The sequence below is a fragment of the Streptomyces sp. NPDC058401 genome (genome assembly GCF_042722885.1).
Taxonomy (GTDB): Bacteria; Actinomycetota; Actinomycetes; order Streptomycetales; family Streptomycetaceae; genus Streptomyces.
This window is the reverse complement of the sequence record NZ_JBHXKA010000022.1, coordinates 18,364-38,567: the sequence shown is the minus strand read 5'-3', so window position 1 is coordinate 38,567 and position 20,204 is coordinate 18,364. Positions and strand designations below refer to the sequence as shown.

General features: G+C 70.8%; 21 protein-coding genes and 1 riboswitch. Of the genes, 12 read left to right on the top strand and 9 right to left on the bottom strand.

The genetic code is table 11. From position 1 onward, the window contains the following. Nucleotides 1-68 precede the first annotated feature (68 nt). The 9 genes from sdhC (at nucleotide 69) to ACFWNV_RS11130 (ending at nucleotide 6,755) form a co-directional block, all read left to right on the top strand. The gene (sdhC, locus tag ACFWNV_RS11170) at nucleotides 69-449 is read left to right on the top strand and encodes a succinate dehydrogenase, cytochrome b556 subunit (RefSeq protein WP_266880720.1); all 381 of its coding nucleotides are present in this window, start codon (nucleotides 69-71) and stop codon (nucleotides 447-449) included. 5 nt (nucleotides 450-454) lie between these two features. Further along, the gene (locus ACFWNV_RS11165; protein ID WP_250744034.1) at nucleotides 455-937 is read left to right on the top strand and encodes a succinate dehydrogenase hydrophobic membrane anchor subunit; all 483 of its coding nucleotides are present in this window, start codon (nucleotides 455-457) and stop codon (nucleotides 935-937) included. Nucleotides 938-960: 23 nt separating this feature from the next. Then, nucleotides 961-2,715: a succinate dehydrogenase flavoprotein subunit gene (sdhA, locus tag ACFWNV_RS11160; RefSeq protein ID WP_383943947.1), complete on the top strand. Its 1,755-nt coding sequence runs from the start codon at nucleotides 961-963 to the stop codon at nucleotides 2,713-2,715. Continuing rightward, a complete protein-coding gene (locus ACFWNV_RS11155) occupies nucleotides 2,715-3,482 on the top strand; it encodes a succinate dehydrogenase iron-sulfur subunit (protein ID WP_266880718.1) in 768 nt (255 codons plus the stop codon). The genes sdhA and ACFWNV_RS11155 overlap by 1 nt, the downstream gene beginning before the upstream one ends. 201 nt (nucleotides 3,483-3,683) lie before the next feature. Beyond that, the gene (locus ACFWNV_RS11150) at nucleotides 3,684-4,208 is read left to right on the top strand and encodes a hypothetical protein (protein WP_383943943.1); all 525 of its coding nucleotides are present in this window, start codon (nucleotides 3,684-3,686) and stop codon (nucleotides 4,206-4,208) included. 72 nt (nucleotides 4,209-4,280) lie between these two features. Continuing rightward, nucleotides 4,281-5,039: an alpha/beta fold hydrolase gene (locus tag ACFWNV_RS11145; protein WP_383943939.1), complete on the top strand. Its 759-nt coding sequence runs from the start codon at nucleotides 4,281-4,283 to the stop codon at nucleotides 5,037-5,039. A gap of 114 nt (nucleotides 5,040-5,153) precedes the next feature. Next, nucleotides 5,154-5,558, top strand: a complete 405-nt coding sequence (locus ACFWNV_RS11140; protein WP_383943936.1) for a hypothetical protein — start codon at nucleotides 5,154-5,156, stop codon at nucleotides 5,556-5,558. 5 nt (nucleotides 5,559-5,563) lie between these two features. Beyond that, nucleotides 5,564-5,983 (top strand): thiol-disulfide oxidoreductase DCC family protein, encoded by a 420-nt coding sequence (locus ACFWNV_RS11135; protein ID WP_383943933.1) that lies wholly within the window; start codon nucleotides 5,564-5,566, stop codon nucleotides 5,981-5,983. 10 nt (nucleotides 5,984-5,993) lie between these two features. After that, nucleotides 5,994-6,755, top strand: a complete 762-nt coding sequence (locus ACFWNV_RS11130; protein ID WP_383943930.1) for a TetR/AcrR family transcriptional regulator — start codon at nucleotides 5,994-5,996, stop codon at nucleotides 6,753-6,755. A gap of 33 nt (nucleotides 6,756-6,788) precedes the next feature. On the opposite strand, the gene ACFWNV_RS11125 is transcribed toward ACFWNV_RS11130, so the two are convergent. The 3 genes from ACFWNV_RS11125 to ACFWNV_RS11115 form a co-directional block, all read right to left on the bottom strand. Next, nucleotides 6,789-8,345 (bottom strand): ABC transporter substrate-binding protein, encoded by a 1,557-nt coding sequence (locus ACFWNV_RS11125; protein ID WP_383944041.1) that lies wholly within the window; start codon nucleotides 8,343-8,345, stop codon nucleotides 6,789-6,791. Between the two features lie 133 nt (nucleotides 8,346-8,478). Then, complete coding sequence (locus tag ACFWNV_RS11120) at nucleotides 8,479-9,828, bottom strand: metallophosphoesterase (protein ID WP_383943926.1); 1,350 nt, start codon at nucleotides 9,826-9,828, stop codon at nucleotides 8,479-8,481. Beyond that, the gene (locus tag ACFWNV_RS11115) at nucleotides 9,825-10,085 is read right to left on the bottom strand and encodes an SCO4848 family membrane protein (RefSeq protein WP_383943922.1); all 261 of its coding nucleotides are present in this window, start codon (nucleotides 10,083-10,085) and stop codon (nucleotides 9,825-9,827) included. Before ACFWNV_RS11115 ends, ACFWNV_RS11120 begins: the two co-directional genes overlap by 4 nt. A gap of 121 nt (nucleotides 10,086-10,206) precedes the next feature. On the opposite strand from ACFWNV_RS11115, the gene ACFWNV_RS11110 reads away from it, so the two are divergent. Beyond that, nucleotides 10,207-11,457 carry a D-alanyl-D-alanine carboxypeptidase family protein gene (locus ACFWNV_RS11110; RefSeq protein ID WP_383943919.1) on the top strand — a complete coding sequence of 417 codons (1,251 nt, stop codon included), beginning with the start codon at nucleotides 10,207-10,209 and terminating at the stop codon, nucleotides 11,455-11,457. Here the strand turns inward: ACFWNV_RS11110 and ACFWNV_RS11105 are convergent. The 4 genes from ACFWNV_RS11105 to glyA all read right to left on the bottom strand — a co-directional run bounded on the left by ACFWNV_RS11105 (nucleotide 11,405) and on the right by glyA (nucleotide 16,238). Further along, nucleotides 11,405-12,415, bottom strand: a complete 1,011-nt coding sequence (locus tag ACFWNV_RS11105; RefSeq protein ID WP_383943917.1) for a YhjD/YihY/BrkB family envelope integrity protein — start codon at nucleotides 12,413-12,415, stop codon at nucleotides 11,405-11,407. The two genes, ACFWNV_RS11110 and ACFWNV_RS11105, sit on opposite strands and share 53 nt — an antisense overlap. A gap of 145 nt (nucleotides 12,416-12,560) precedes the next feature. Further along, complete coding sequence (locus ACFWNV_RS11100; RefSeq protein WP_383943915.1) at nucleotides 12,561-13,184, bottom strand: 2'-5' RNA ligase family protein; 624 nt, start codon at nucleotides 13,182-13,184, stop codon at nucleotides 12,561-12,563. 140 nt (nucleotides 13,185-13,324) lie between these two features. Further along, nucleotides 13,325-14,338, bottom strand: coding sequence for a tryptophan--tRNA ligase (gene trpS / locus ACFWNV_RS11095; protein WP_383943912.1), 1,014 nt, complete (start codon nucleotides 14,336-14,338; stop codon nucleotides 13,325-13,327). A gap of 619 nt (nucleotides 14,339-14,957) precedes the next feature. Next, nucleotides 14,958-16,238, bottom strand: a complete 1,281-nt coding sequence (glyA, locus tag ACFWNV_RS11090; protein ID WP_383943909.1) for a serine hydroxymethyltransferase — start codon at nucleotides 16,236-16,238, stop codon at nucleotides 14,958-14,960. Between the two features lie 35 nt (nucleotides 16,239-16,273). Next, nucleotides 16,274-16,364: riboswitch (ZMP/ZTP riboswitch) on the bottom strand. A 109-nt stretch (nucleotides 16,365-16,473) separates the two neighbouring features. Here glyA and rocD point away from each other — a divergent pair. After that, on the top strand, nucleotides 16,474-17,679 hold the full coding sequence (gene rocD, locus ACFWNV_RS11085; protein ID WP_383943906.1) for an ornithine--oxo-acid transaminase: 1,206 nt from the start codon (nucleotides 16,474-16,476) through the stop codon (nucleotides 17,677-17,679). Nucleotides 17,680-17,698: 19 nt separating this feature from the next. Here the strand turns inward: rocD and ACFWNV_RS11080 are convergent, their stop codons facing one another. Together ACFWNV_RS11080 and ACFWNV_RS11075 are read right to left on the bottom strand one after the other, a co-directional pair. Next, the gene (locus ACFWNV_RS11080; protein WP_383943903.1) at nucleotides 17,699-18,889 is read right to left on the bottom strand and encodes a glutathionylspermidine synthase family protein; all 1,191 of its coding nucleotides are present in this window, start codon (nucleotides 18,887-18,889) and stop codon (nucleotides 17,699-17,701) included. Between the two features lie 6 nt (nucleotides 18,890-18,895). Further along, on the bottom strand, nucleotides 18,896-19,231 hold the full coding sequence (locus ACFWNV_RS11075) for a hypothetical protein (RefSeq protein WP_383943900.1): 336 nt from the start codon (nucleotides 19,229-19,231) through the stop codon (nucleotides 18,896-18,898). Between the two features lie 115 nt (nucleotides 19,232-19,346). Here ACFWNV_RS11075 and ACFWNV_RS11070 point away from each other — a divergent pair, with 115 nt between their 5' ends. After that, entirely contained in the window at nucleotides 19,347-20,186 is an 840-nt protein-coding gene (locus ACFWNV_RS11070; protein ID WP_383944038.1) for a hypothetical protein, read from the top strand. The last annotated feature ends 18 nt before the right edge of the window (nucleotides 20,187-20,204 follow it).

Genomic DNA, 20,204 nt, shown 5'->3' with positions numbered 1-20,204 from the left:
CCGTACCCGGCCGGGCCCGACCGACAAAGAAGCCGGCTGGCCCCCGCCCCGCTTCCGGAGGGTTTTCCGTGCCGGCTGGAACGTTGTACCGCGGCCGGGAAGGAATGTGGTCCTGGGTGGCTCATCGAGTCACCGGCGTCCTCATTTTCTTCTTCCTGTTCGTACACGTCCTCGACACCGCTCTCGTCCGCGTCTCCCCTGAGGCGTACGACGATGTCGTGGCTACCTACAAGACTCCGATCGTCGCGCTACTGGAGTACGGCCTCGTCGCCGCAATCCTGTTCCACGCGCTCAACGGTCTCCGTGTCATCGCCGTGGACTTCTGGTCCAAGGGCCCCCGCTACCAGAAGCAGATGCTCTGGACCGTGGTGGGCATCTGGGTCGTGCTGATGGTCGGGGCCCTGTACCCCGTCCTCGGACACGCTTACCTCGAACTCTTCGGGAAGTGACACGCATGTCTTCTGACACTTCTTTCGAAAAGGGCATCGGTGACGTGGAGGGCGTGTCCCTCTACGACGTCGACAACCCGGCGCCGTACATCGAGGCCCCGCGCAAGCGCACCAGCAAGACCCCGCGCTCGACCCGCGGCAACTTCGAGATGGTCGCGTGGCTCTTCATGCGCCTCTCGGGCATCGTGCTCGTCGTCCTGGTCCTCGGCCACCTGCTGATCCAGCTCGTGCTGGACGGCGGGGTGTCCAAGATCGGCTTCGCCTTCGTGGCCGGCCGCTGGGCCTCCCCGTTCTGGCAGGGCTGGGACCTGCTGATGCTGTGGCTCGCGATGCTGCACGGCGCGAACGGTCTGCGTACCGTCATCAACGACTACGCGGAGCGCGCCAACACGCGTCTGTGGCTCAAGGGCCTGCTCTACACCGCCACGGTGTTCACCATTCTTCTGGGCACGCTGGTGATCTTCACCTTCGACCCGAACATCCGCTAGGCAACGGGGCTGAGGCGTAACCAATGAAGATCCACAAGTACGACACCGTCATCGTCGGCGCGGGCGGCGCGGGCATGCGCGCCGCCATCGAGTCGACGAAGCGCAGCCGCACCGCCGTGCTGACCAAGCTCTACCCCACCCGCTCCCACACGGGCGCCGCGCAGGGCGGCATGGCCGCCGCGCTCGCCAACGTGGAGGACGACAACTGGGAGTGGCACACCTTCGACACGGTCAAGGGCGGTGACTACCTGGTCGACCAGGACGCCGCCGAGATCCTGGCGAAGGAGGCCATCGACGCGGTCCTCGACCTGGAGAAGATGGGCCTGCCGTTCAACCGCACCCCGGACGGCACCATCGACCAGCGCCGCTTCGGCGGGCACTCCCGCAACCACGGCGAGGCGCCGGTCCGCCGGTCCTGCTACGCCGCGGACCGCACCGGCCACATGATCCTCCAGACGCTTTACCAGAACTGCGTCAAGGAGGGCGTGGAGTTCTTCAACGAGTTCTACGTCCTGGACCAGCTCCTGGTCGAGGAGGACGGCGTCCAGAAGTCGGCCGGCGTGGTCGCGTACGAGCTCGCCACCGGCGAGATCCACGTGTTCCAGGCGAAGTCCGTCATCTACGCCTCCGGCGGCACCGGCAAGTTCTTCAAGGTGACCTCCAACGCGCACACCCTCACGGGTGACGGCCAGGCGGCCTGCTACCGCCGCGGCCTGCCGCTGGAGGACATGGAGTTCTTCCAGTTCCACCCGACGGGCATCTGGCGCATGGGCATCCTGCTGACGGAGGGCGCCCGCGGTGAGGGCGGCATCCTCCGCAACAAGGACGGCGAGCGCTTCATGGAGAAGTACGCGCCGGTCATGAAGGACCTCGCGTCCCGTGACGTCGTCTCGCGCTCCATCTACACCGAGATCCGTGAGGGCCGCGGCTGCGGTCCCGCCGGTGACCACGTGTACCTGGACCTGACGCACCTGCCGCCGGAGCAGCTCGACGCGAAGCTCCCGGACATCACCGAGTTCGCGCGCACCTACCTGGGCATCGAGCCGTACACGGACCCGATCCCGATCCAGCCCACCGCGCACTACGCCATGGGCGGCATCCCGACGAACGTCGAGGGTGAGGTCCTGCGGGACAACACCACCGTCGTCCCGGGCCTGTACGCGGCCGGCGAGGTCGCGTGCGTGTCGGTGCACGGTGCGAACCGCCTGGGCACCAACTCGCTGCTGGACATCAACGTCTTCGGCAAGCGCTCGGGCATCGCGGCCGCCGCGTACGCCCACTCCCACGACTACGTCGAGCTGCCCGAGAACCCGGCGCAGCAGGTCATCGACCAGGTCGAGCGGCTGCGCAACTCCACGGGCAACGAGCGGGTCGCGGACCTGCGCCTGGAGCTCCAGGAGACGATGGACGCCTGCGTGATGGTGTTCCGCACCGAGCAGACGATCAAGACCGCGGTCGAGAAGATCGCGGAGCTGCGCGAGCGCTACCTGAACGTGTCCGTCCAGGACAAGGGCAAGCGCTTCAACACGGACCTGCTGGAAGCCATCGAGCTGGGCAACCTGCTCGACCTGGCCGAGGTCATGGCCGTGTCCGCGCTGGCGCGCAAGGAGTCCCGCGGCGGTCACTACCGCGAGGACTACCCGAACCGCGACGACGTCAACTTCATGCGCCACACCATGGCGTACCGCGAGGTCGGCGACGACGGCAAGGATTCCGTCCGCCTGGACTACAAGCCGGTCGTCGTCACCCGCTACCAGCCGATGGAGCGTAAGTACTGATGGCCACCCCGACCCTGAGCAAGACGGACGCGATGGAGGCCGCGGCCGCGGCATCGCCCTTCATCACGGTCACGTTCCGGATCCGCCGGTTCAACCCGGAGATCTCGGACGAGTCGACCTGGCAGGACTTCCAGATCGAGATCGACCCGAAGGAGCGCGTGCTCGACGGTCTCCACAAGATCAAGTGGGACCTCGACGGCACGCTGACCTTCCGCCGCTCGTGCGCGCACGGCATCTGCGGCTCCGACGCGATGCGGATCAACGGCAAGAACAGGCTCGCCTGCAAGACGCTGATCAAGGACATCAACCCGGAGAAGCCGATCACGGTCGAGGCCATCAAGGGCCTGACGGTGATGAAGGACCTCGTCGTCGACATGGAGCCCTTCTTCCAGGCGTACCGGGACGTCATGCCGTTCCTGGTCACCAAGGGCAACGAGCCGACGCGCGAGCGCCTGCAGTCCGCCGAGGACCGCGAGCGCTTCGACGACACCACCAAGTGCATCCTGTGCGCCGCCTGCACGTCCTCGTGCCCGGTGTTCTGGAACGACGGCCAGTACTTCGGCCCGGCGGCGATCGTCAACGCGCACCGCTTCATCTTCGACTCGCGCGACGAGGCCGGCGAGCAGCGGCTGGAGATCCTGAACGACAAGGACGGCGTGTGGCGCTGCCGCACGACCTTCAACTGCACCGACGCGTGCCCGCGCGGCATCGAGGTCACGAAGGCGATCCAGGAAGTGAAGCGGGCCCTCATCACCCGCCGCTTCTGACCTTCTTGACGCGCCCCTCGCAGCGCTCGGCCCTGGCGGGCCTCCCGCGCTTCGGGGCGCCGCGACGGACTCCGTCCGTCGGCGGCCGAGGCCGTTGACCGTACGAGGGCCCCGCCCCCGGTGTTCGCACCGGGGGCGGGGCCCTGCGCGTACCGGCGATCGCCCTACTGGCCCGCCGGAGGCTGTGGAATCATCGGGCACATGAGTGAGCAGCAGCCGAACCCTTACGCGAGCGACGGCCAGGGCGAAGAGTACAAGTGGGGTCCGAGCAATCCGAGTTACGGCTACCCGCAGCCCTACCCGCAGCCCCCGGCCTACCAGCCGACCATCGCCGGCGCGGGCATCCCGGCCCAGATGCCGCAGACGCCGCCCATGGGCTACCCGGCCGCCGGGCTCTCCCTGGGCGACATCACCATCGCCGGCGACCAGATCATCACCCCGTCGGGCGCCATGCCGCTGCGCGGCGCCATCTGGAACGCGACGGACTTCTCGCGGACCGAGGAGAAGATCCCGGCGCACGCGATCGTGCTGGCCGTCATCTTCTTCCTCTTCTGCCTGCTCGGCCTGTTCTTCCTCCTGATGAAGGAGCGCCGCACCACGGGCTACATCCAGATCACCGTGAACAGCGCCGGCCGCCACCACTCCACGATGATCCCCGCGGTGGACCCGGGCACCTACATGTGGGTCATGAGCCAGCTCAACCAGGCGCGCGCGCTGAGCATGTGAGTCCGGTCAGCCGGGTCCGGCCGGGCGGGAATCCGGTGGCGGGTCGGGGACCGGTCTGACGAAGATCACCGGATGACTCTCATCCATGATGTGGACGGTCCCGCCGAGGCCCCGGCCGTCGTCCTGCTGCATTCCTCCGTGTGCGACCGGCGGATGTGGGAGCCGCAGTGGCAGCCGCTGCTCGCCGCCGGCTTCCGCGTGGTCCGGCCGGACTTCCGGACCTGCGGCGACTCCCCCGCCGCCGAAGCCCCGTACAGCGACCACGAGGACGTACGGGAGCTGCTGGAGCACCTCGGCATCCGGCGGGCCGCGTTCGTCGGGAGCTCGTACGGCGGGCGGGTCGCGCTGACGCTGGCCGCGCAGCGGCCGGAGCTGGTGAGCGCGCTGGCGCTGCTCTGCCCCGCCATGCCCGCACAGCGGCGCGGACCCGCGCTGCTCGCCTTCAACGCCGCCGAGGCCGCCCTGCTGGACGCGGGCGACCTGGAGGGCGCGGCCGGGCTCAACGCCCGCCAGTGGCTCGGCCCGGAGGCCGACGGGGCCGCGCACGCCCTCGTACGGGCCATGCAGCTCGGGAACCTGAAGGGTGCCCAGGGCGCCGACTGGGACCATGAGCTCCCCGAGCCCGTCTTCGATCCCGCCGCCGTCACCGCCCCGGTCCTCGCCGTCGGCGGCGCGCACGACATCCCCGACTTCCGCGAGGTCCCCGCGGAGCTGGCCTCGGTCGTGTCCGGCGCCGTCCGCGTCGAGCTGCCCTGGGCCGGCCATCTCCCTTCCCTGGAACGCCCGGAGGAGATCAACCGGCTGCTGCTGGAGTTCCTCCCGGGAAGCTGACCGGGGCCCGGAAACCCGCGCACGACATTCGCTTGAACCTGTTCAAAAATGGGTCTACAGTCAGTGCTGTCAGCAGTTGAACACGTTCAAGCACGTTCAAGGGGGCTGAGGGCAATGGACCTCACCGTGGTCGCGTACGTCATCTACCTGCTCATCAGCATCGGACTCACCGTCTGGGTGGCCCGCACGCTCAGCCGCAACGGGCGCGTCTTCATCGGCGACGTCCTCCAGGGCAACGAGAAGCTCGCGGACGCCGTCAACCAGCTCCTGGTGGTCGGCTTCTACCTCGTCAACATCGGCTTCGTGACCCTCTACCTGCGGTCGGCCGACGAGATCGTGGCGGCCCGCGGACTCTTCGAAGCCCTGTCGGTCAAGCTCGGAGTCGTGCTCCTGGTCCTCGGCGTCATGCACCTCGGCAACGTCTGGGTGCTGAACAAGATGCGCCGCCGGGGCATCATGGAGCGCCAGCAGACCCCGCCGGTCGCCCCCCAGGGGTGGACCGCGCCCGCCGGAGCCTGATCACCGTGGCCACCGCCGTCACCCGGCACCTGACGGTGCTCTACGACGCGAACTGCCCGCTCTGCGTACACATCCGGCACTGGCTGCTCGGCCAGCGCTGGCTGGTACCGCTCCGGCTCATCCCCGCGGCCTCCTTCGAGGCGCAGCGGCGCTACCCGCAGCTCGACCACGCCTCGACGCTGAAGGAGATCACCGTCATCGGCGACTCCGGACAGGTGTGGAAGGGGACCGACGCCTTCATCGTCTGCCTGTGGGCGCTGGCCGAGCACCGGCCGAAGGCCAACTGGCTGGCCACCCCGGCCGGCCGGCCCTTCGCCAAGGCGGCCATGTACACCGCCTCCACCTGGCGCGAGGTGCTGCGGGACGGCTCCTCGGCGAACGACGGGGAACCGGCCTGTGACGACCACTGTTCCGCGCCCCGATAGGCTCGGTGCCGTGACTGATCAGAAGGCTCCCAAGAGCGAGCAGACCCGCACGCTCATCCTCGAAACCGCGCTCCGTCTCTTCCAGGAGCGCGGCTTCGACAAGACGACGATGCGGGGCATCGCCAAGGAGGCCGGAGTCTCGGTCGGCAACGCCTACTACTACTTCGAGTCCAAGGAACACCTGGTCCAGGGCTTCTACGACCGGATCGGCGCCGCCCACCTGGCGGCGGTCCGGCCCATCCTGGACAAGGAGACCGATCTGCAGAAGCGGCTCGCCGGCGTCCTGACCAGCTGGCTGGACATCGCGGCGCCGTACCACGAGTTCGCCTCGCAGTTCTTCAAGAACGCCGCCGACCCGGAGAGCCCGCTCAGCCCGTTCTCCCCGGAGTCGGAGCCGGCCCGCAAGCTGGCGATCGACATGCACCGCGAGGTGCTGGCGGGCGCCAAGACCAAGGTGCCGGACGAGCTGGCGGACGTACTGCCGGAGCTGATGTGGCTCTCGCAGATGGGCCTGGTCCTCTACTGGGTCTTCGACCGCTCCCCGGACAGCGAGAAGACCCGCAAGCTCGCCCAGCGCGGCGCGCAGCTCACGACGCGGGGCATCATCCTGGCCCGGTTCCGGGTGCTGCGCCCGCTGGTGCGCGAAGTGCACGAGCTGTTCACGGACTTCCTGCCGGGCATGGCCCAGTCGGCCGTGTCCCGTCCGGGCCGCAAGCGGGCCTCCGACCCGGATGCGGGCCCGGAAGAAGGCCCGGAAGAGGGCCCTGCGTAGCAAACGGCGCAGGGCCCGGCCGCGGACCGCGGCCTACAGCCAGCTGAGCTCCCACAGCCGCCACACGCCGGTGCCGTCCGAGAGGTACTGGGCGCCCGCGACGGCCTCGCGCGACATCACGTAGTCCTTCTTCTGCCAGATCGGCAGCATCGGGACCTGCTGGGCCACCAGCTTCTGCAGGTCGCGGAAGTCGTTGGCGGCGGCGCCGCGGTCCGAGAAGGACTGGGTGCGGGTGATGAGGTCGTCGACGGCCTTGTCGGAGTAGCCGCTGTTCATCGAGTTGTCGGCGCCGACCAGCGGGGCGAGGAAGTTGTCCGCGTCCGGGAAGTCGGCGATCCAGCCGATGGTGTAGGCATCGAACTCGCCCGCCGCGTAGGCCTTCTGGAAGTCGCTCCACTTCTCGACCGGCTTGATGGTGAGGCGGAAGAGGCCGGTGGACTCCAGCTGGGCCTTCAGCTCCTCGGCCTCGGGCACGCTCGCGCCGCGCACGTTGACCCCGAGGGTGATCGCGACCGGGGTGGCGATGCCGGCGTCCTTGAGGAGCTTCTTCGCGGTGAGCCCGTTCGGCGAGGGCCAGGCGTCGAAGAACGGCGTGCTGTGGGCGGCGATGCCCGCCGGGACGAGCGAGTAGAGCGGGGTGACGGTGCCCTTGTAGACCTCGGTCGCGACCTTGGCCCGGTCCACGACCGCGGCCACGGCCTGGCGGACGGCGGGCTGGGCCACCGGGGAGCCGGGGCGGAGGTTGAAGACCATGCTGCGGATCTCCGTACCGCCCGAGGCCTGGTAGCGGGTGTCCTCCAGGCCCGGGTTCAGGGCGGCCAGGACCGCCGGGGGCATGTCGCGGTGGGCGACCTCGATCCCGTGGTCGGTCCAGGCCTGCTCCAGCTGCGCGGAGTCCTTGAAGTACTTCACGGTGACCGCGGTCTTGGAGACCTTGCCCTGGCCCTTGTACGAGGTGTTGGGCTTCAGCTCGGCGCTCGCGCCGGCCGTGTAGCCGTCGAGGGTGAAGGGACCGGAGCCGTCGACCTTCTCCTCCTCGCGCAGGGCCTTGGCCGGGTACTTCTCCTTGTCCACGATCGAGGCGGCGCCCGTCGCGATCTTGAACGGGAAGGTGGCGTCACCGGCGGAGAGGCTGAAGGTGACGGTGCGGCCCTCGGCCTTGATCGACTCCAGGGTGTTGAACAGCGGCGCCGGACCCTGGTCGGAGTTGATCGTCTTGATCCGGTCGAAGGAGTACTTGACGTCCTCGGCGGTGATCGCCCGGCCGGAGGAGAACTTCACGTCCGGGCGCAGCTCGCACTGGTACGTGGTGAGCTTGTCACCGACGAAGTTGCAGGCGGAGGCCGCGTCGGGCACCGGGGTGTCCGAGCCGGGCTTGATGGTCAGCAGCGACTGGTAGACGTTGCTGAACAGGGCCCAGGAGCCGGCGTCGTACGCGCCCGCGGGGTCGAGGGAGGAGACCACGTCGCTCGTGCCGACGCGGATCGCCGCCCCGCCGCCGGCGGCCTGGGGCAGCAACTGCCAGGTGGCGACGCCGGCCACGCCGAGGGCCAGCCCGGCCGCGATGACTTTCGAGCGGACAGACCGCAGCATCCTTGACTCCACCCCACACGGGCGCACGCCGAAGTGTGCGACCAGCTATCCGATTATCGGTCACATCCCATCATGGAATTTCAGCCTCGGGAAGGCCGATTTGTCGCGTGGCGTTGGAGGTTCGGGAGGTTCAGGCCTGATATGAGGCGAGTTCGACGACTGTGATGTCCGACGGTGCGCCGACCCGGACCGGCGGGCCCCAGGCGCCCGCGCCGCGCGAGACGTACAGCTGGGTGTCGCCGTAGCGCTCCAGCCCGGCGACGGTGGGGTTGGCGAGCTCGGCGACGTACTCGCCGGGCCAGAGCTGCCCGCCGTGGGTGTGGCCGGAGAGCTGCAGGTCGGCCCCGTACCGGACGGCGTCGTCGATCACGATCGGCTGGTGGGCCAGGAGCACGGCGGTGCGGGTACGGTCCCGGTCGCCGAGCGCGGCCTGGAAGTCCGGGCCGTGGCCCTCGCTCTCGCCCGCGACGTCGTTGACCCCGGCGAGATCGAAGTACGGGAGCTCGCGGCGGGCGTTCTCCAGCGGGGTGAGGCCCAGCTCGCGGACGTGGTCGACCCATTGCTGGGCGCCCGAGAAGTACTCGTGGTTGCCGGTGACGAAGTACGAGCCGTGGCGCGAGCGGAGGCCGCGCAGCGGTTCGGCGGCGGGGCCGAGGTCCTCGACGCTGCCGTCGACGAGGTCGCCCACGACGGCGATGAGGTCGGGCTGCGTGCGGTTGATCGTGTCGACGATGCGGGTGGTGTGGGCGCGGCCCAGGATCGGGCCGAGGTGGATGTCGCTGACGACGGCGATGCGGAAGCCGTGGGCCGCGCGGGGGAGCTTCGCCAGGGGGACCTGGACCCGCTTGACGCGGGGGCCGCGCAGGACGCCGTACGTGCCGTAGCCGACGGTGCCGGCCGTGGCGGCGGCGGCCGTGCCGGCGACGATCCGCGCGAAGCGGCGGCGGCTGACGCCGGCCTCCGTGGGGGCGGCCGGCGCCGGGTCGGCCGGGGCCGTGGGGTCGGCGGTGGCTGCGAGCGTGGCCTGCGGCGCAGTTCCCCTCCCCGCCCCTTCCCGAAACTGGGGCTCCGCCCCGGACCCCGTTGGGGCCGCGCCCTCGGCGGCGGGGACGCCGTGGGGCTCCGCCCCCGGGCCTGCGGTGGCGGCCGGGGGTGTGGGCGCGTTCGACCGGCGGAGCCATACCGCTCGGATCGGCTCGGCGACCAGCATGGCCAGGGAGAGGTACAGGAGGACGGCCAGCCAGAGGTAGCCCGGCCAGGCGACCGTGCGCTCCAGCCAGAAGGGGGCTCCCGCGCGGCCCCCGACGAGGGCGGCCACGGACAGGAGCGGCAGGGCGAAGGCCAGGGCGGTGCCCGTGCGGCGGACCGCGCCGCCGGGGGTGGTGGTGTCGCGGACCAGGCGGATCCAGAGCCAGCGGTGGACCAGGACCAGGAGGGCCAGGACCAGCAGGGCCACGGCCGCGATGAGAAGGATCGTCACGCGCCCGCCTCCGTACGTGATTCACGCCGCAGTGCCCGCACCCCGAGCAACCCGATCACTCCGACGGCCGTCCCCAGGAGAAAGGACGCCACTGCCAGGAGAAGGTGGACCCAGAAGTACGCGGTCGGGTCCCCCGCGGCGTCGAAGGCCAGACCGCTGCCGTCCTTCCACAGGTTCCGGACGAAAGACACCCAGATGAACCAGCTCCACACTCCGAAGGCGAGCAGGAACCAGGAAGCGGCGCGGCTGAGTCTCATGAGCCAAGTATCGGTTTCCTCCCCAGGACGGACGCGCCGGGGTGGGCTGTCCCGGCGGTGGTTGCGGCGGGTTGGCCGGTCCGGGCCGCTAAGCACAGCATCGGGATGTACTTTCACCTGCGTGTCTGCCAAGAAGACCGCGTTGACGGTCCTTTCCGCCGCGCTCCCCGCCCTGCTGGTCCCGGCCCTGCTGGCCTCGCCCGCGTACGCCGCGCCGACGCCGACGCCACCGGTGGACGGGAAGGGGCAGCCGCCCAAGGCGCCCGCGCCGCCCGCCTCGATGTCCACGGTCGGCGGCTCGGCGCTCGGGCAGCCCGGTACGCAGGTCAACCTGCTGCCCGGCGCGCCCGCGCTGCCCACGAGCCTGACGGGCCGTTCGTGGATCGTGGCCGACGCCGAGACCGGCGAGATCCTCGCCGCGCACAACGCGCACTGGCGGCTCCCCCCGGCCTCGACCATGAAGATGCTCTTCGCCGACACGGTGCTGCCGGGTCTGCCCAAGGACCAGCTCCACAAGGTCACCGACCAGGAGCTGGACGGGGTCGGGGCCGGCTCCAGCCTCGTGGGCATCAAGGAGGACGCCGAGTACAGCGTCCACGACCTGTGGCTCGGGGTGTTCCTGCGCTCCGGGAACGACGCCGTGCACGTACTTTCGGCCATGAACGGCGGCGTCGAGAAGACCGTCAAGGACATGCAGGCGCATGCCGAGGAGCTCCAGGCCCTGGACACGCACGTGGTGTCCCCGGACGGCTACGACGCTCCGGGCCAGGTCTCCAGCGCCTACGACCTCACCCTCATCGCCCGCTCCGGTCTGCAGAAGCAGGACTTCCGGGAGTACTGCGGCACGGCCAGCGCGAAGTTCCCCGGCCGCCAGGAGGCGGGGAAGCCGCGGGAGACCTTCGAGATCCAGAACACCAACCGGCTGATGACCGGGGCCGGCGGCCTCTCCCCGTACAAGGGGATCGCCGGGGTGAAGAACGGCAACACCACGATGGCCGGCTCCACCTTCACCGGCGCGGCCCAGCAGGGGAACAAGAAGCTGCTGGTCACGGTGATGAACCCGGGCACCGGCGGCGCCAACTCGGTGTACGAGGAGACCGCCGACCTGCTCGACTGGGGCTTCGCGGCGGCCGGGAAGGTCAAGCCGGTGGGCGAGCTGGTGCCGCCGAAGAGCGCGGACACCACCTCCCACGGCTCCCCGGCCCAGTCCCACGAGAACAACCCGTCGGCGTCCGGCGGGGACTCCGGCGGCGGGATCGGCACCGCGTTCGGCGTGGCGGGCGGGGTGCTGGCCGTGGTGGCCGGCGGGGCCTACGCCGTCAACCGGCGCTGGCCGCGGGGGCGCAGCCGCCGGGCTCGCGGCCAGGGGTAGCGGAGCCGGCGGGCTCGGCGTCCGGCTCCCGGCCCGGCTCCGGGTCGGGCTCCCGGCCCGGCTCCGGCTCCCGGCCGGGCTCCGGGTCCTCCACGCCGTCCCCGTCCGCGTCGTCCCGGCTCGCGGTCCACGCCGCGCAGAACAGCAGCAGCTTCGCCGTGAGGTTGATCCAGATCAACAGCGCGATGGGCACGCCGAAGGCCCCGTACATGCTCTTCGTGGCGACCTCCCGCATGTAGCCGCTGAGCAGCAGTTTCAGCAGTTCGAAGCCGGCCGCGCCGAGGAGGGCCGCCTCGATCAGCCGGCGGCGGGGCGGTTCGACGCCCGGGAGCAGGGTCAGGACGTAGAGCAGGAGCAGGAAGGCGGCCACCACGCCGACGAGGAAGGCCCCGCCCCGCAGCAGGCCGCCGCCCGCGCCGTCGCGCGGTACGCCCAGCCAGTCGCCGGCCTTGCCGACCGCGCTGGAGCCGAAGATCGAGGCGGCGGCCGAGGCCAGGCCGACGCCGCCGAGGCCGATGAGGACGAGGGCGTCCTTGCCCTTGCGGACGAAGGGGTTGCCCTGGTCTTCGTCGTCCTTCTCCCACACGGCGCGCAGGCAGTCCCGCATGGAACCGATCCAGCCGATGCCGGTGAAGAGCAGCACGGCGGCGGCGATCAGGCCGACCGTGCCCGCGTTCGCCACGAGGGCGTTGATGTCGAGCTGGTCGGAGATGCCGGGGACCTGCTCGGCGAGGTTCTTCTGGAGCCTGTCGAGCTGGTCCTGGGTGAGCAGTCCGGCGCCGATCGCGGCGGCCACCGTGATCAGCGGGAAGAGGGCCAGGAAGCTGATGAAGGTGATGGCGGCGGCGAGCCGGCTCCAGTGCACGCGGTCGAGCCGCTGGTACGAACGCCACAGGTGGGTCCGCATCAGCGCGGACACCAGGGGCCCGATCAGCGGGAGTTTCGTCAGCCAGTCCATACGGTCACCGTAAATGAGCTGTCGTAAATAGCCGGGATTGCCGCTTTTGGGGACTACGGTCGTCGATTGTGACTTTTCGCCCGACGGCTCGGCCGTTCCATGCCCTGGTCCTGCGAAGGATCGGTTTCCGGTTCCGGTTCCTGCGTCAGGAACGGCGTACGGTCGCCTCGCCCGCGGCCGCCGCCGCACTGCTGTCCGTGGCCGAGCCGAGCTGCGCCGGGACGCCGCTCGTCCCACCGCTTGCCCCGTTGCCGAACGGATATTCACGCAGCTTGCGCCAGACTCCGTCCGAGCCCTGCTCGTAGAGGGCGAACCCGTTGCAGACCCACTCCGCCGCATAGTCGGCGAGGGTGCTGAACGCCAGGTCCATCGCCTCCTCGGAGATCCCGTGGGCGACCGTGACGTGCGGGTGGTACGGGAAGGACAGCTCCCGGCTCAGCGGCCCCTGCGGGTCGCGGACCTGGCCCTGGAGCCGGGTGCAGCCGGAGCCGCCCTCGACGACCTGGACGAAGACGACCGGCGAGAGCGGACGGAAGGTGCCCGTGCCGGCCAGCCGCATCACGAAGGAACGGCCCGCGGCCGCGACCTCCGCCAGGTGGGCGCGGATCCCGGGCAGCCGCTCCGCGGCCACCTCCGTCGGCGGTACGAGGGTGACGTGCGTGGGAATGCCGTGCGCGGCGACGTCCCCGAAGCCGGCTCGCAGCTCCTGAAGGCTGCTGCCGTACGGCTCCGGGACCGCGATCGAAACGCCGAGCGTTACGGTCCCCACGTAGCTCTCCTCCGCCTGTAGTCCCTGTGCGTGGTCTGTGCTTCGCATGTGCTCCGCATGTGCGTCGCACGAGTGCTGCCGCCCCAGTGTGGCGGCAGCACCCCCCAGATCGCCAGGGCCCTCTTTCTCTTGCGTGCCCGTCAGTGCTTCGCGGGCAGGAAACCGAGGTGGTCGTACGCCTGCGCCAGGGTCTCGGCGGCGACCGCCCTGGCCTTCTCCGCGCCCTTGGCCAGCAGGGAATCCAGGGTCTCCGGATCGTCCAGGTACTCCTGGGTGCGCTGCTTGAACGGTGTGACGAAATCGACCATCACGCCGGCCAGGTCGGTCTTCAGCGCGCCGTAGCCCTTGCCCTCGTACGCGGCCTCCAGCGCGGGGACGGACTCGCCCGTGAGAGTGGAGTAGATCGTGAGCAGATTGCTGACGCCGGGCTTCTCGACCGGGTCGAACCGGACCACGGCCTCGGTGTCGGTCACGGCGCTCTTGATCTTCTTCTCGGTGGCCTTGGGCTCGTCGAGGAGGTTGATCAGGCCCTTGGGCGAAGACGCCGACTTCGACATCTTGATCGCCGGGTCCTGGAGGTCGTAGATCTTCGCGACCTCCTTGACGATGTGCGCGGCCGGCAGGGTGAAGGTCTTCCCGAAGCGCTGGTTGAAGCGCTCGGCCAGGTCCCGGGTCAGCTCGATGTGCTGACGCTGGTCCTCGCCGACGGGGACGGAGTTCGCCTGGTAGAGCAGGATGTCGGCGACCTGGAGGATCGGGTACGTGAACAGGCCGACGGTGGCGTTGTTGGCGCCGTTCTTCGCGGACTTGTCCTTGAACTGCGTCATCCGGCTGGCCTCGCCGAAACCGGTGATGCAGTTCATGACCCAGCCGAGCTGCGCGTGCTCGGGCACGTGGCTCTGGATGAAGAGCGTGCAGCGCTCGGGGTCGAGACCGGCGGCGAGGAGCTGCGCCGCGGAGAGCCGGGTATTGGCGCGCAGATCCTTCGGATCCTGCGGCATGGTGATCGCGTGCAGGTCGACGACCATGTAGAAGGCGTCGTGCGTCTCCTGCAGGGCGACGTACTGCCGGATGGCTCCGAGATAGTTCCCGAGGTGGAACGAACCGGAGGTGGGCTGGATGCCGGAGAGCGCGCGAGGACGATCAGAAGCCATGGCTCCATTCTCTCAGGTGTGACACCGGGCTCGGCCCCGCCACTGGCCGGAACCCGGCGGGTCGCACCCCCCTCGCCCGGCCCCCGCCCGCGTACCGCCCGGTAGCGCCCCGTCCGGATCTTGCCTCGGCCGAGCGACCGCTTTCCGTCCTCGGACCCGGAGGCCGCTGCGCAGCTCAGGACGCGCGGAGCGGGCGGCGCGGAGCCCGGGGCCGGAGCGGAACACCGCTGCGCGGGGCTTCGTGGGCGCCGCCCACACCCGCGCCTCAAACGCCGGCGGGGCTGGATTCACCGGACGTGGTCGAGCCCCTGCGGCGCCGCTGCACGGGGGCCAGCCCCCGGACCCCCGCTCCTCAAACGCCGGAGGGGCTGATTTTCCGCCGGCGTCAGCCTGTACGTGCACGCCGGAGGCCGGCCATATCCAGCCTCGCCGGCGTTTGAGGCGCGGGGTCTGGGGCGGAGCCCCAGGGGGTCCGGGCGCAGCCCGGGGAACGGGCGAAGGGCGGGTAGGGGAACTCCGCCCCGCGCAGCGGCAAAGGGTGCCGCTGGGGCCTCGCCCGCGCAGCGGTAAGGGTCGGAGCCGGGGCTGCCCCGCACGGAGCGGCCCCCGCCCGGGCGGGTCAGGCTACGGGGAGGCCCGGGGCCGGGAAGGCGGACATGAGGTCGGCCACCGCGGAGCGGATCTTGCCGAGGGCCGCCTCATCGCCGACGGCAGCCGCGGACACCGCATCCGAGATCCAGTCGGCGACCACCGGCATGTGCTCGACCCCAAGGCCCCGCGACGTCAGCGACGGCGTACCGATGCGGATCCCCGACGGGTCGAACGGCTTGCGCGGGTCGAACGGCACCGTGTTGTAGTTCACGACGATCCCGGCCCGGTCCAGCGCCTTCGCCGCGATCTTGCCGGACACCGACTTCCCGGTGAGGTCGATCAGGATCAGGTGGTTGTCGGTACCGCCCGAGACGAGGTCGAAGCCCCGCTCCAGCAGCGCCGCGGCCAGCGCCTTCGCGTTGGCCACGACCGCGTGCGCGTACGACACGAAGGAGGGCTGCGCCGCCTCGTGGAGGGCCACGGCGATACCGGCCGTCGTCTGGTTGTGCGGGCCGCCCTGGAGGCCCGGGAAGACCGCCTTGTCGATGGCCTTCGCGTGCTCCTCGCGGCACATCAGCATCGCGCCGCGCGGTCCGCGCAGGGTCTTGTGGGTGGTCGTGGAGATCACGTCCACGTGGCCCGCCGGGGAGGGGTGGGCGCCGCCCGCGATGAGGCCGGCGATGTGCGCCACGTCGGCGACGAGCACCGAGCCCGCCTCCTTGGCGATCGACGCGAAGGCCTCGAAGTCGATCGTGCGCGGGAGCGCGGTACCGCCGCAGAAGATCAGCTTGGGCCGCTCCGCGAGCGCGAGGTCCCGTACGGCGTCGTAGTCGATGAGACCCGTCTCCGCCCGGACCCCGTACTGCACGCCGCGGAACCAGGAGCCCGTCGCCGAGACTCCCCAGCCGTGCGTCAGGTGCCCGCCCATCGGCAGTGCCATGCCCATCACCGTGTCGCCGGGCTTGGCGAAGGCGAGGTAGACGGCGAGGTTGGCGGGCGAGCCGGAGTACGGCTGGACGTTGGCGTGGTCGACGCCGAAGAGGCCCTTGGCCCGCTCGACGGCCAGCGCCTCGATGCGGTCGATGTTCTGCTGGCCCTCGTAGTACCGGCGGCCCGGGTAGCCCTCGCTGTACTTGTTCTGCAGCACGGTGCCGGAGGCCTCCAGCACGGCCGAGGACACGTAGTTCTCGCTCGGGATGAGGCGCAGGGTCTGCGCCTGGAGGGTTTCCTCGGCGGCGACGAAGGAAGCCAGCTCGGGGTCGGTCGCGAGCAGGGCGGGGTGGCGGTACGGGTGGTGGTTCGCGCTCATGGCGGTTCCTCCGGGGTCGATGTCGGATCTCGTCCCCGCGAGGCCCAGGCGAGCGGCCCTGTGTGCGGTCGTGCGCGCACGGCTCCCCCGGAGTTGGTTCTCCGTGCGCCAGTCGCCGTGCGTGTCCGACACCTTAGCGGGCGCGCCGCGGATGAGGTTTCTCCGTCCGGTATTCGAGCGAGGATGGACAATGACGCCACCCTCGTCACCGGCTTGACGGACGATCGGAGACCCCGTGTCGACAACTGCTGATGCCATCCGCTCCGCCGACGCGCACAGCGCGCACAACTACCACCCCCTGCCCGTCGTCGTGGCCACCGCGGAGGGCGCGTGGATGACCGACGTGGAGGGGCGCCGCTACCTCGACATGCTCGCGGGTTACTCCGCCCTGAACTTCGGCCACGGCAACCGCCGCCTGCTCGACGCCGCCCGCGCCCAGCTGGAGCGGGTCACGCTGACCTCCCGCGCCTTCCACCACGACCGCTTCGCGGACTTCTGTACCGAGCTCGCGGCGCTGTGCGGGAAGGAGGCCGTCCTGCCCATGAACACCGGGGCGGAGGCCGTGGAGACGGCGGTGAAGACCGCCCGCAAGTGGGGGTACGAGGTCAAGGGCGTACCGGACGGGCACGCCAAGATCGTGGTGGCGGCCGACAACTTCCACGGCCGGACGACGACCATCGTGTCGTTCTCCACCGACCACGAGGCCCGCGACCACTTCGGCCCGTACACCCCGGGCTTCGAGATCGTCCCGTACGGGGACCTCACCGCGCTCGCCGCCGCCGTCACCTCCAACACCGTCGCCGTGCTCCTGGAGCCGATCCAGGGCGAGGCCGGGGTGCTCGTGCCGCCCGCCGGATACCTGAAGGGCGTACGGGAACTGACGCGCGAGCGGAACGTCCTGTTCATGGCCGACGAGATCCAGTCGGGCCTGGGCCGCACCGGCCGGACCTTCGCGTGCGAGCACGAGGGGGTCGTCCCCGACGTGTACATCCTCGGCAAGGCACTGGGCGGCGGGGTCGTGCCCGTGTCGGCGGTGGTGGCCGACCGCGACGTGCTCGGCGTGTTCAGGCCGGGCGAGCACGGCTCCACCTTCGGCGGCAACCCGCTGGCCTGCGCCGTGGCCCTGGAGGTCATCGCGATGCTGCGCACCGGCGAGTACCAGCAGCGCGCCACCGAGCTCGGCGACCACCTGCACCGGGAGCTGAACCTGCTGGTCGGCGGCGGTGCGGTGACCGCCGTACGGGGCCGCGGGCTGTGGGCGGGCGTGGACATCGACCCGGCGCGCGGCACCGGCCGGGAGATCTCCGAGAAGCTGATGGGGCTCGGGGTGCTCGTCAAGGACACCCACGGGTCGACCATCCGGATCGCACCGCCGCTGGTGATCTCCAAGGAGGACCTGGACTGGGGGCTGGACCAGCTCAGGTCGGTCCTCGGCGCCTAGCGGGCGACCACGGGAGGATCTAGAGGATGACGTGGGGCAGGAAGCGGGCGTACTCGTCCGTGACCGGCCCCGCCGATTCGCGGATGCCGAGGCCCGCCGACTCGTCCTCGACGACCCACGCGCCGAGCACCACCCGGTTGCCGTCGAAGTCGGGCAGCGGGGCGAGGCCCTGGAAGACGTAGGTCTCGTCCTCCTCCGGTGCGAAGGGCTCGCCACCGACCGGGTGCAGGGTGACGCCCGCGCCCTCGCGGCCGAGCAGCGGCTTCGCCGCGTAGCCGGTGGTCGTGGCGAGTTCGCGCGGGCCGTCCAGGTAGGCGGGCAGCAGGTTCGGGTGCTCCGGGAAGAGCTCCCACAGGACCGCCAGCAGTGCCTTGTTGGAGAGCAGCATCTTCCACAGGGGCTCGATCCAGGCGGTGGTGCCGGAGCCGCCGCCGTGGTCGTACGTGCCGAGGACCTGCGGGGCGAACTCGTCGGTGGCCAGCCACTCCCACGGGTACAGCTTGAAGACCGCGCGGATGAAGCCGAGCTTCTCGTCCACGAACCGGCCGGACAGGCTGTCCCAGCCGATCTGCTCCACCGACAGCTCACGGGTCTCGATGCCGGCCTGCTCGGCGGTCTCCTGGAGGTAGGCGACCGTCATCAGGTCCTCGCCGAGCTCGTCGGTCTCGGAGTGCGCGAAGTGCAGCGGGCCGGCCGGCAGCAGCTCCGCCTGGCGGCGCCAGGCGTCGACGAGCCGCTCGTGCAGGGAGTTCCACTGGTCGGCGCCGGGGAACCGTTCCTCCATCCAGAACCACTGCGGGCTGGCCGCCTCCACGAGGGAGGTGGGGGTGTCGGCGTTGTACTCCAGCATCTTGGCGGGGCCGCCGGCGCCGTCGTAGCGCAGGTCGAAGCGGCCGTACAGCGAGGGCTGTTCGGCGCGGCGCCGCCAGGACTCGGCGATCAGCGCGGCGAGCTTCGGGTCGGTGATGCCGAGGTCGGCGAAGCGGTCCTCGTCGACGATGTGCTGGGCCGCCGCCAGGCACATGGCGTGCAGTTCCTCGACGACGTTCTCCAGCGCCTCGACCTCGGGGAGGGTGAAGGAGTAGTACGCGCTCTCGTCCCAGTAGGGGCGCAGCGAATCGTCGGGGTAGCGGGTCAGGGGGTAGATCAGCCCCTGCTCCTCGACGGTCTTCTGCCAGTCGGGGCGGGGCTCGATGGTGTGGCGCTTCACCCTGGATCAGCCGCCCGAGGAGCTCTTGTGGCTGCCGCCGATGCCGCCGCGGGTGACGGCGGACTTGTCGAAGCTGCCGCCGCTGACCTTGTTCTTCGCGACGCTGCCGCCGTAGTAGTACGCGCCGCGGCCGCCGCTCTTGCACTCCTTGGAGTTCAGCTTCTCCATGGTGGCGCGGTCCGCGCAGCGCTTGTCGGGCTCGTTGCTACTCCCGCAGGCCACCAGGGCCGCGGCGAGCAGGCCCATGCCGCCGAGGGCGACGGTGCCGGAGCGCATGCGGCGCTTGGCGCGGGTGGCATCGGTGCCGCTACTGCTCTTGCTGCTGCTACTGCTGCTGTCCATGGACTGTTCGCTCCCCCTGGGTGGCCGGCTGCGGACAGACTAGAACGGCCGCCCCGGCCGACGGAATCCGGCCGACGCGGGATCCGTGACCTAGAGTCGGTTCGTGCTCATTGGGATGATTTGCGCGCTCGGTGCGGCGGTCTGCTTCGGCACGGCGTCGGTCCTGCAGGCCGTGGCGGCCCGGGCCGCGGAGCCGGGAACGGGCTCCGGCGTCGACACCGCCCTCCTCCTGCGGGCACTGCGCCAGTGGCGCTATCTCGCCGGACTGGGGCTGGACGGGGTCGGCTTCGTCCTCCAGATCATCGCCCTGCGGCACATCCCGATCTACGCGGTGGGCGCGGCCCTCGCCGCCAGCCTCGCGGTGACCGCGGTGGTCGCGGCGCGACTGCTGAAGGTGCGGCTGAGCGGGACGGAGTGGGGCGCGGTCGCCGTGGTGTGCGCGGGGCTGGTGATGCTCGGGCTGGCCTCCGGGGAGGAGGGCTCGGGGCAGGGCACGCTGGCGCTGAAACTGGGGCTGCTGGCGGTGGCCGGGCTGGTGCTGGTGGTCGGGGCCGTGGCGGGAGGACTGCCGGACCGCAGCCGGGCAATGACGCTGGGTCTGGCCGCCGGGACGGGCTTCGGGGTGGTGGAGGTGGCGGTCCGGCTCATCGACGACATCTCCCTCTCCGCCCTGTCGAACCCGGCGTTCTACGCGCTGCTGCTCGGCGGCGGCTCCGCGTTCCTGCTGCTCACCTCGGCGCTGTCGCGGGGCTCGGTGACGGCGGCGACCGCCGGGATGGTGCTGGGCGAGACGATCGGCCCGGCGGCGGTGGGCGTGGCCTGGCTGGGCGACCGCACCCGCGAGGGCCTGACCTGGCTGGCGGTCGCGGGCTTCGCGGTAGCCGTGGCCGGCTCCATCGCCCTGGCCCGCTTCGGCGAACCCCCGGCGGAACCGATCCGGCCGCCCGCCACTTGAGGGCGGGGCCCGGGCGCA

Excerpts from the sequence above, each read along its gene's own strand:
- ACFWNV_RS11165 (WP_250744034.1), top strand. The coding sequence starts at position 455 with ATGTCTTCTGACACTTCTTTCGAAAAGGGCATCGGTGACGTGGAGGGC.
- sdhA (WP_383943947.1), top strand. The coding sequence starts at position 961 with ATGAAGATCCACAAGTACGACACCGTCATCGTCGGCGCGGGCGGCGCG.
- ACFWNV_RS11155 (WP_266880718.1), top strand. The coding sequence starts at position 2,715 with ATGGCCACCCCGACCCTGAGCAAGACGGACGCGATGGAGGCCGCGGCC.
- ACFWNV_RS11150 (WP_383943943.1), top strand. The coding sequence starts at position 3,684 with ATGAGTGAGCAGCAGCCGAACCCTTACGCGAGCGACGGCCAGGGCGAA.
- ACFWNV_RS11145 (WP_383943939.1), top strand. The coding sequence starts at position 4,281 with ATGACTCTCATCCATGATGTGGACGGTCCCGCCGAGGCCCCGGCCGTC.
- ACFWNV_RS11140 (WP_383943936.1), top strand. The coding sequence starts at position 5,154 with ATGGACCTCACCGTGGTCGCGTACGTCATCTACCTGCTCATCAGCATC.
- ACFWNV_RS11115 (WP_383943922.1), bottom strand. The coding sequence starts at position 10,085 with ATGAGACTCAGCCGCGCCGCTTCCTGGTTCCTGCTCGCCTTCGGAGTG.
- ACFWNV_RS11105 (WP_383943917.1), bottom strand. The coding sequence starts at position 12,415 with ATGGACTGGCTGACGAAACTCCCGCTGATCGGGCCCCTGGTGTCCGCG.
- trpS (WP_383943912.1), bottom strand. The coding sequence starts at position 14,338 with ATGGCTTCTGATCGTCCTCGCGCGCTCTCCGGCATCCAGCCCACCTCC.
- glyA (WP_383943909.1), bottom strand. The coding sequence starts at position 16,238 with ATGAGCGCGAACCACCACCCGTACCGCCACCCCGCCCTGCTCGCGACC.
- ACFWNV_RS11075 (WP_383943900.1), bottom strand. The coding sequence starts at position 19,231 with ATGGACAGCAGCAGTAGCAGCAGCAAGAGCAGTAGCGGCACCGATGCC.
- ACFWNV_RS11070 (WP_383944038.1), top strand. The coding sequence starts at position 19,347 with ATGATTTGCGCGCTCGGTGCGGCGGTCTGCTTCGGCACGGCGTCGGTC.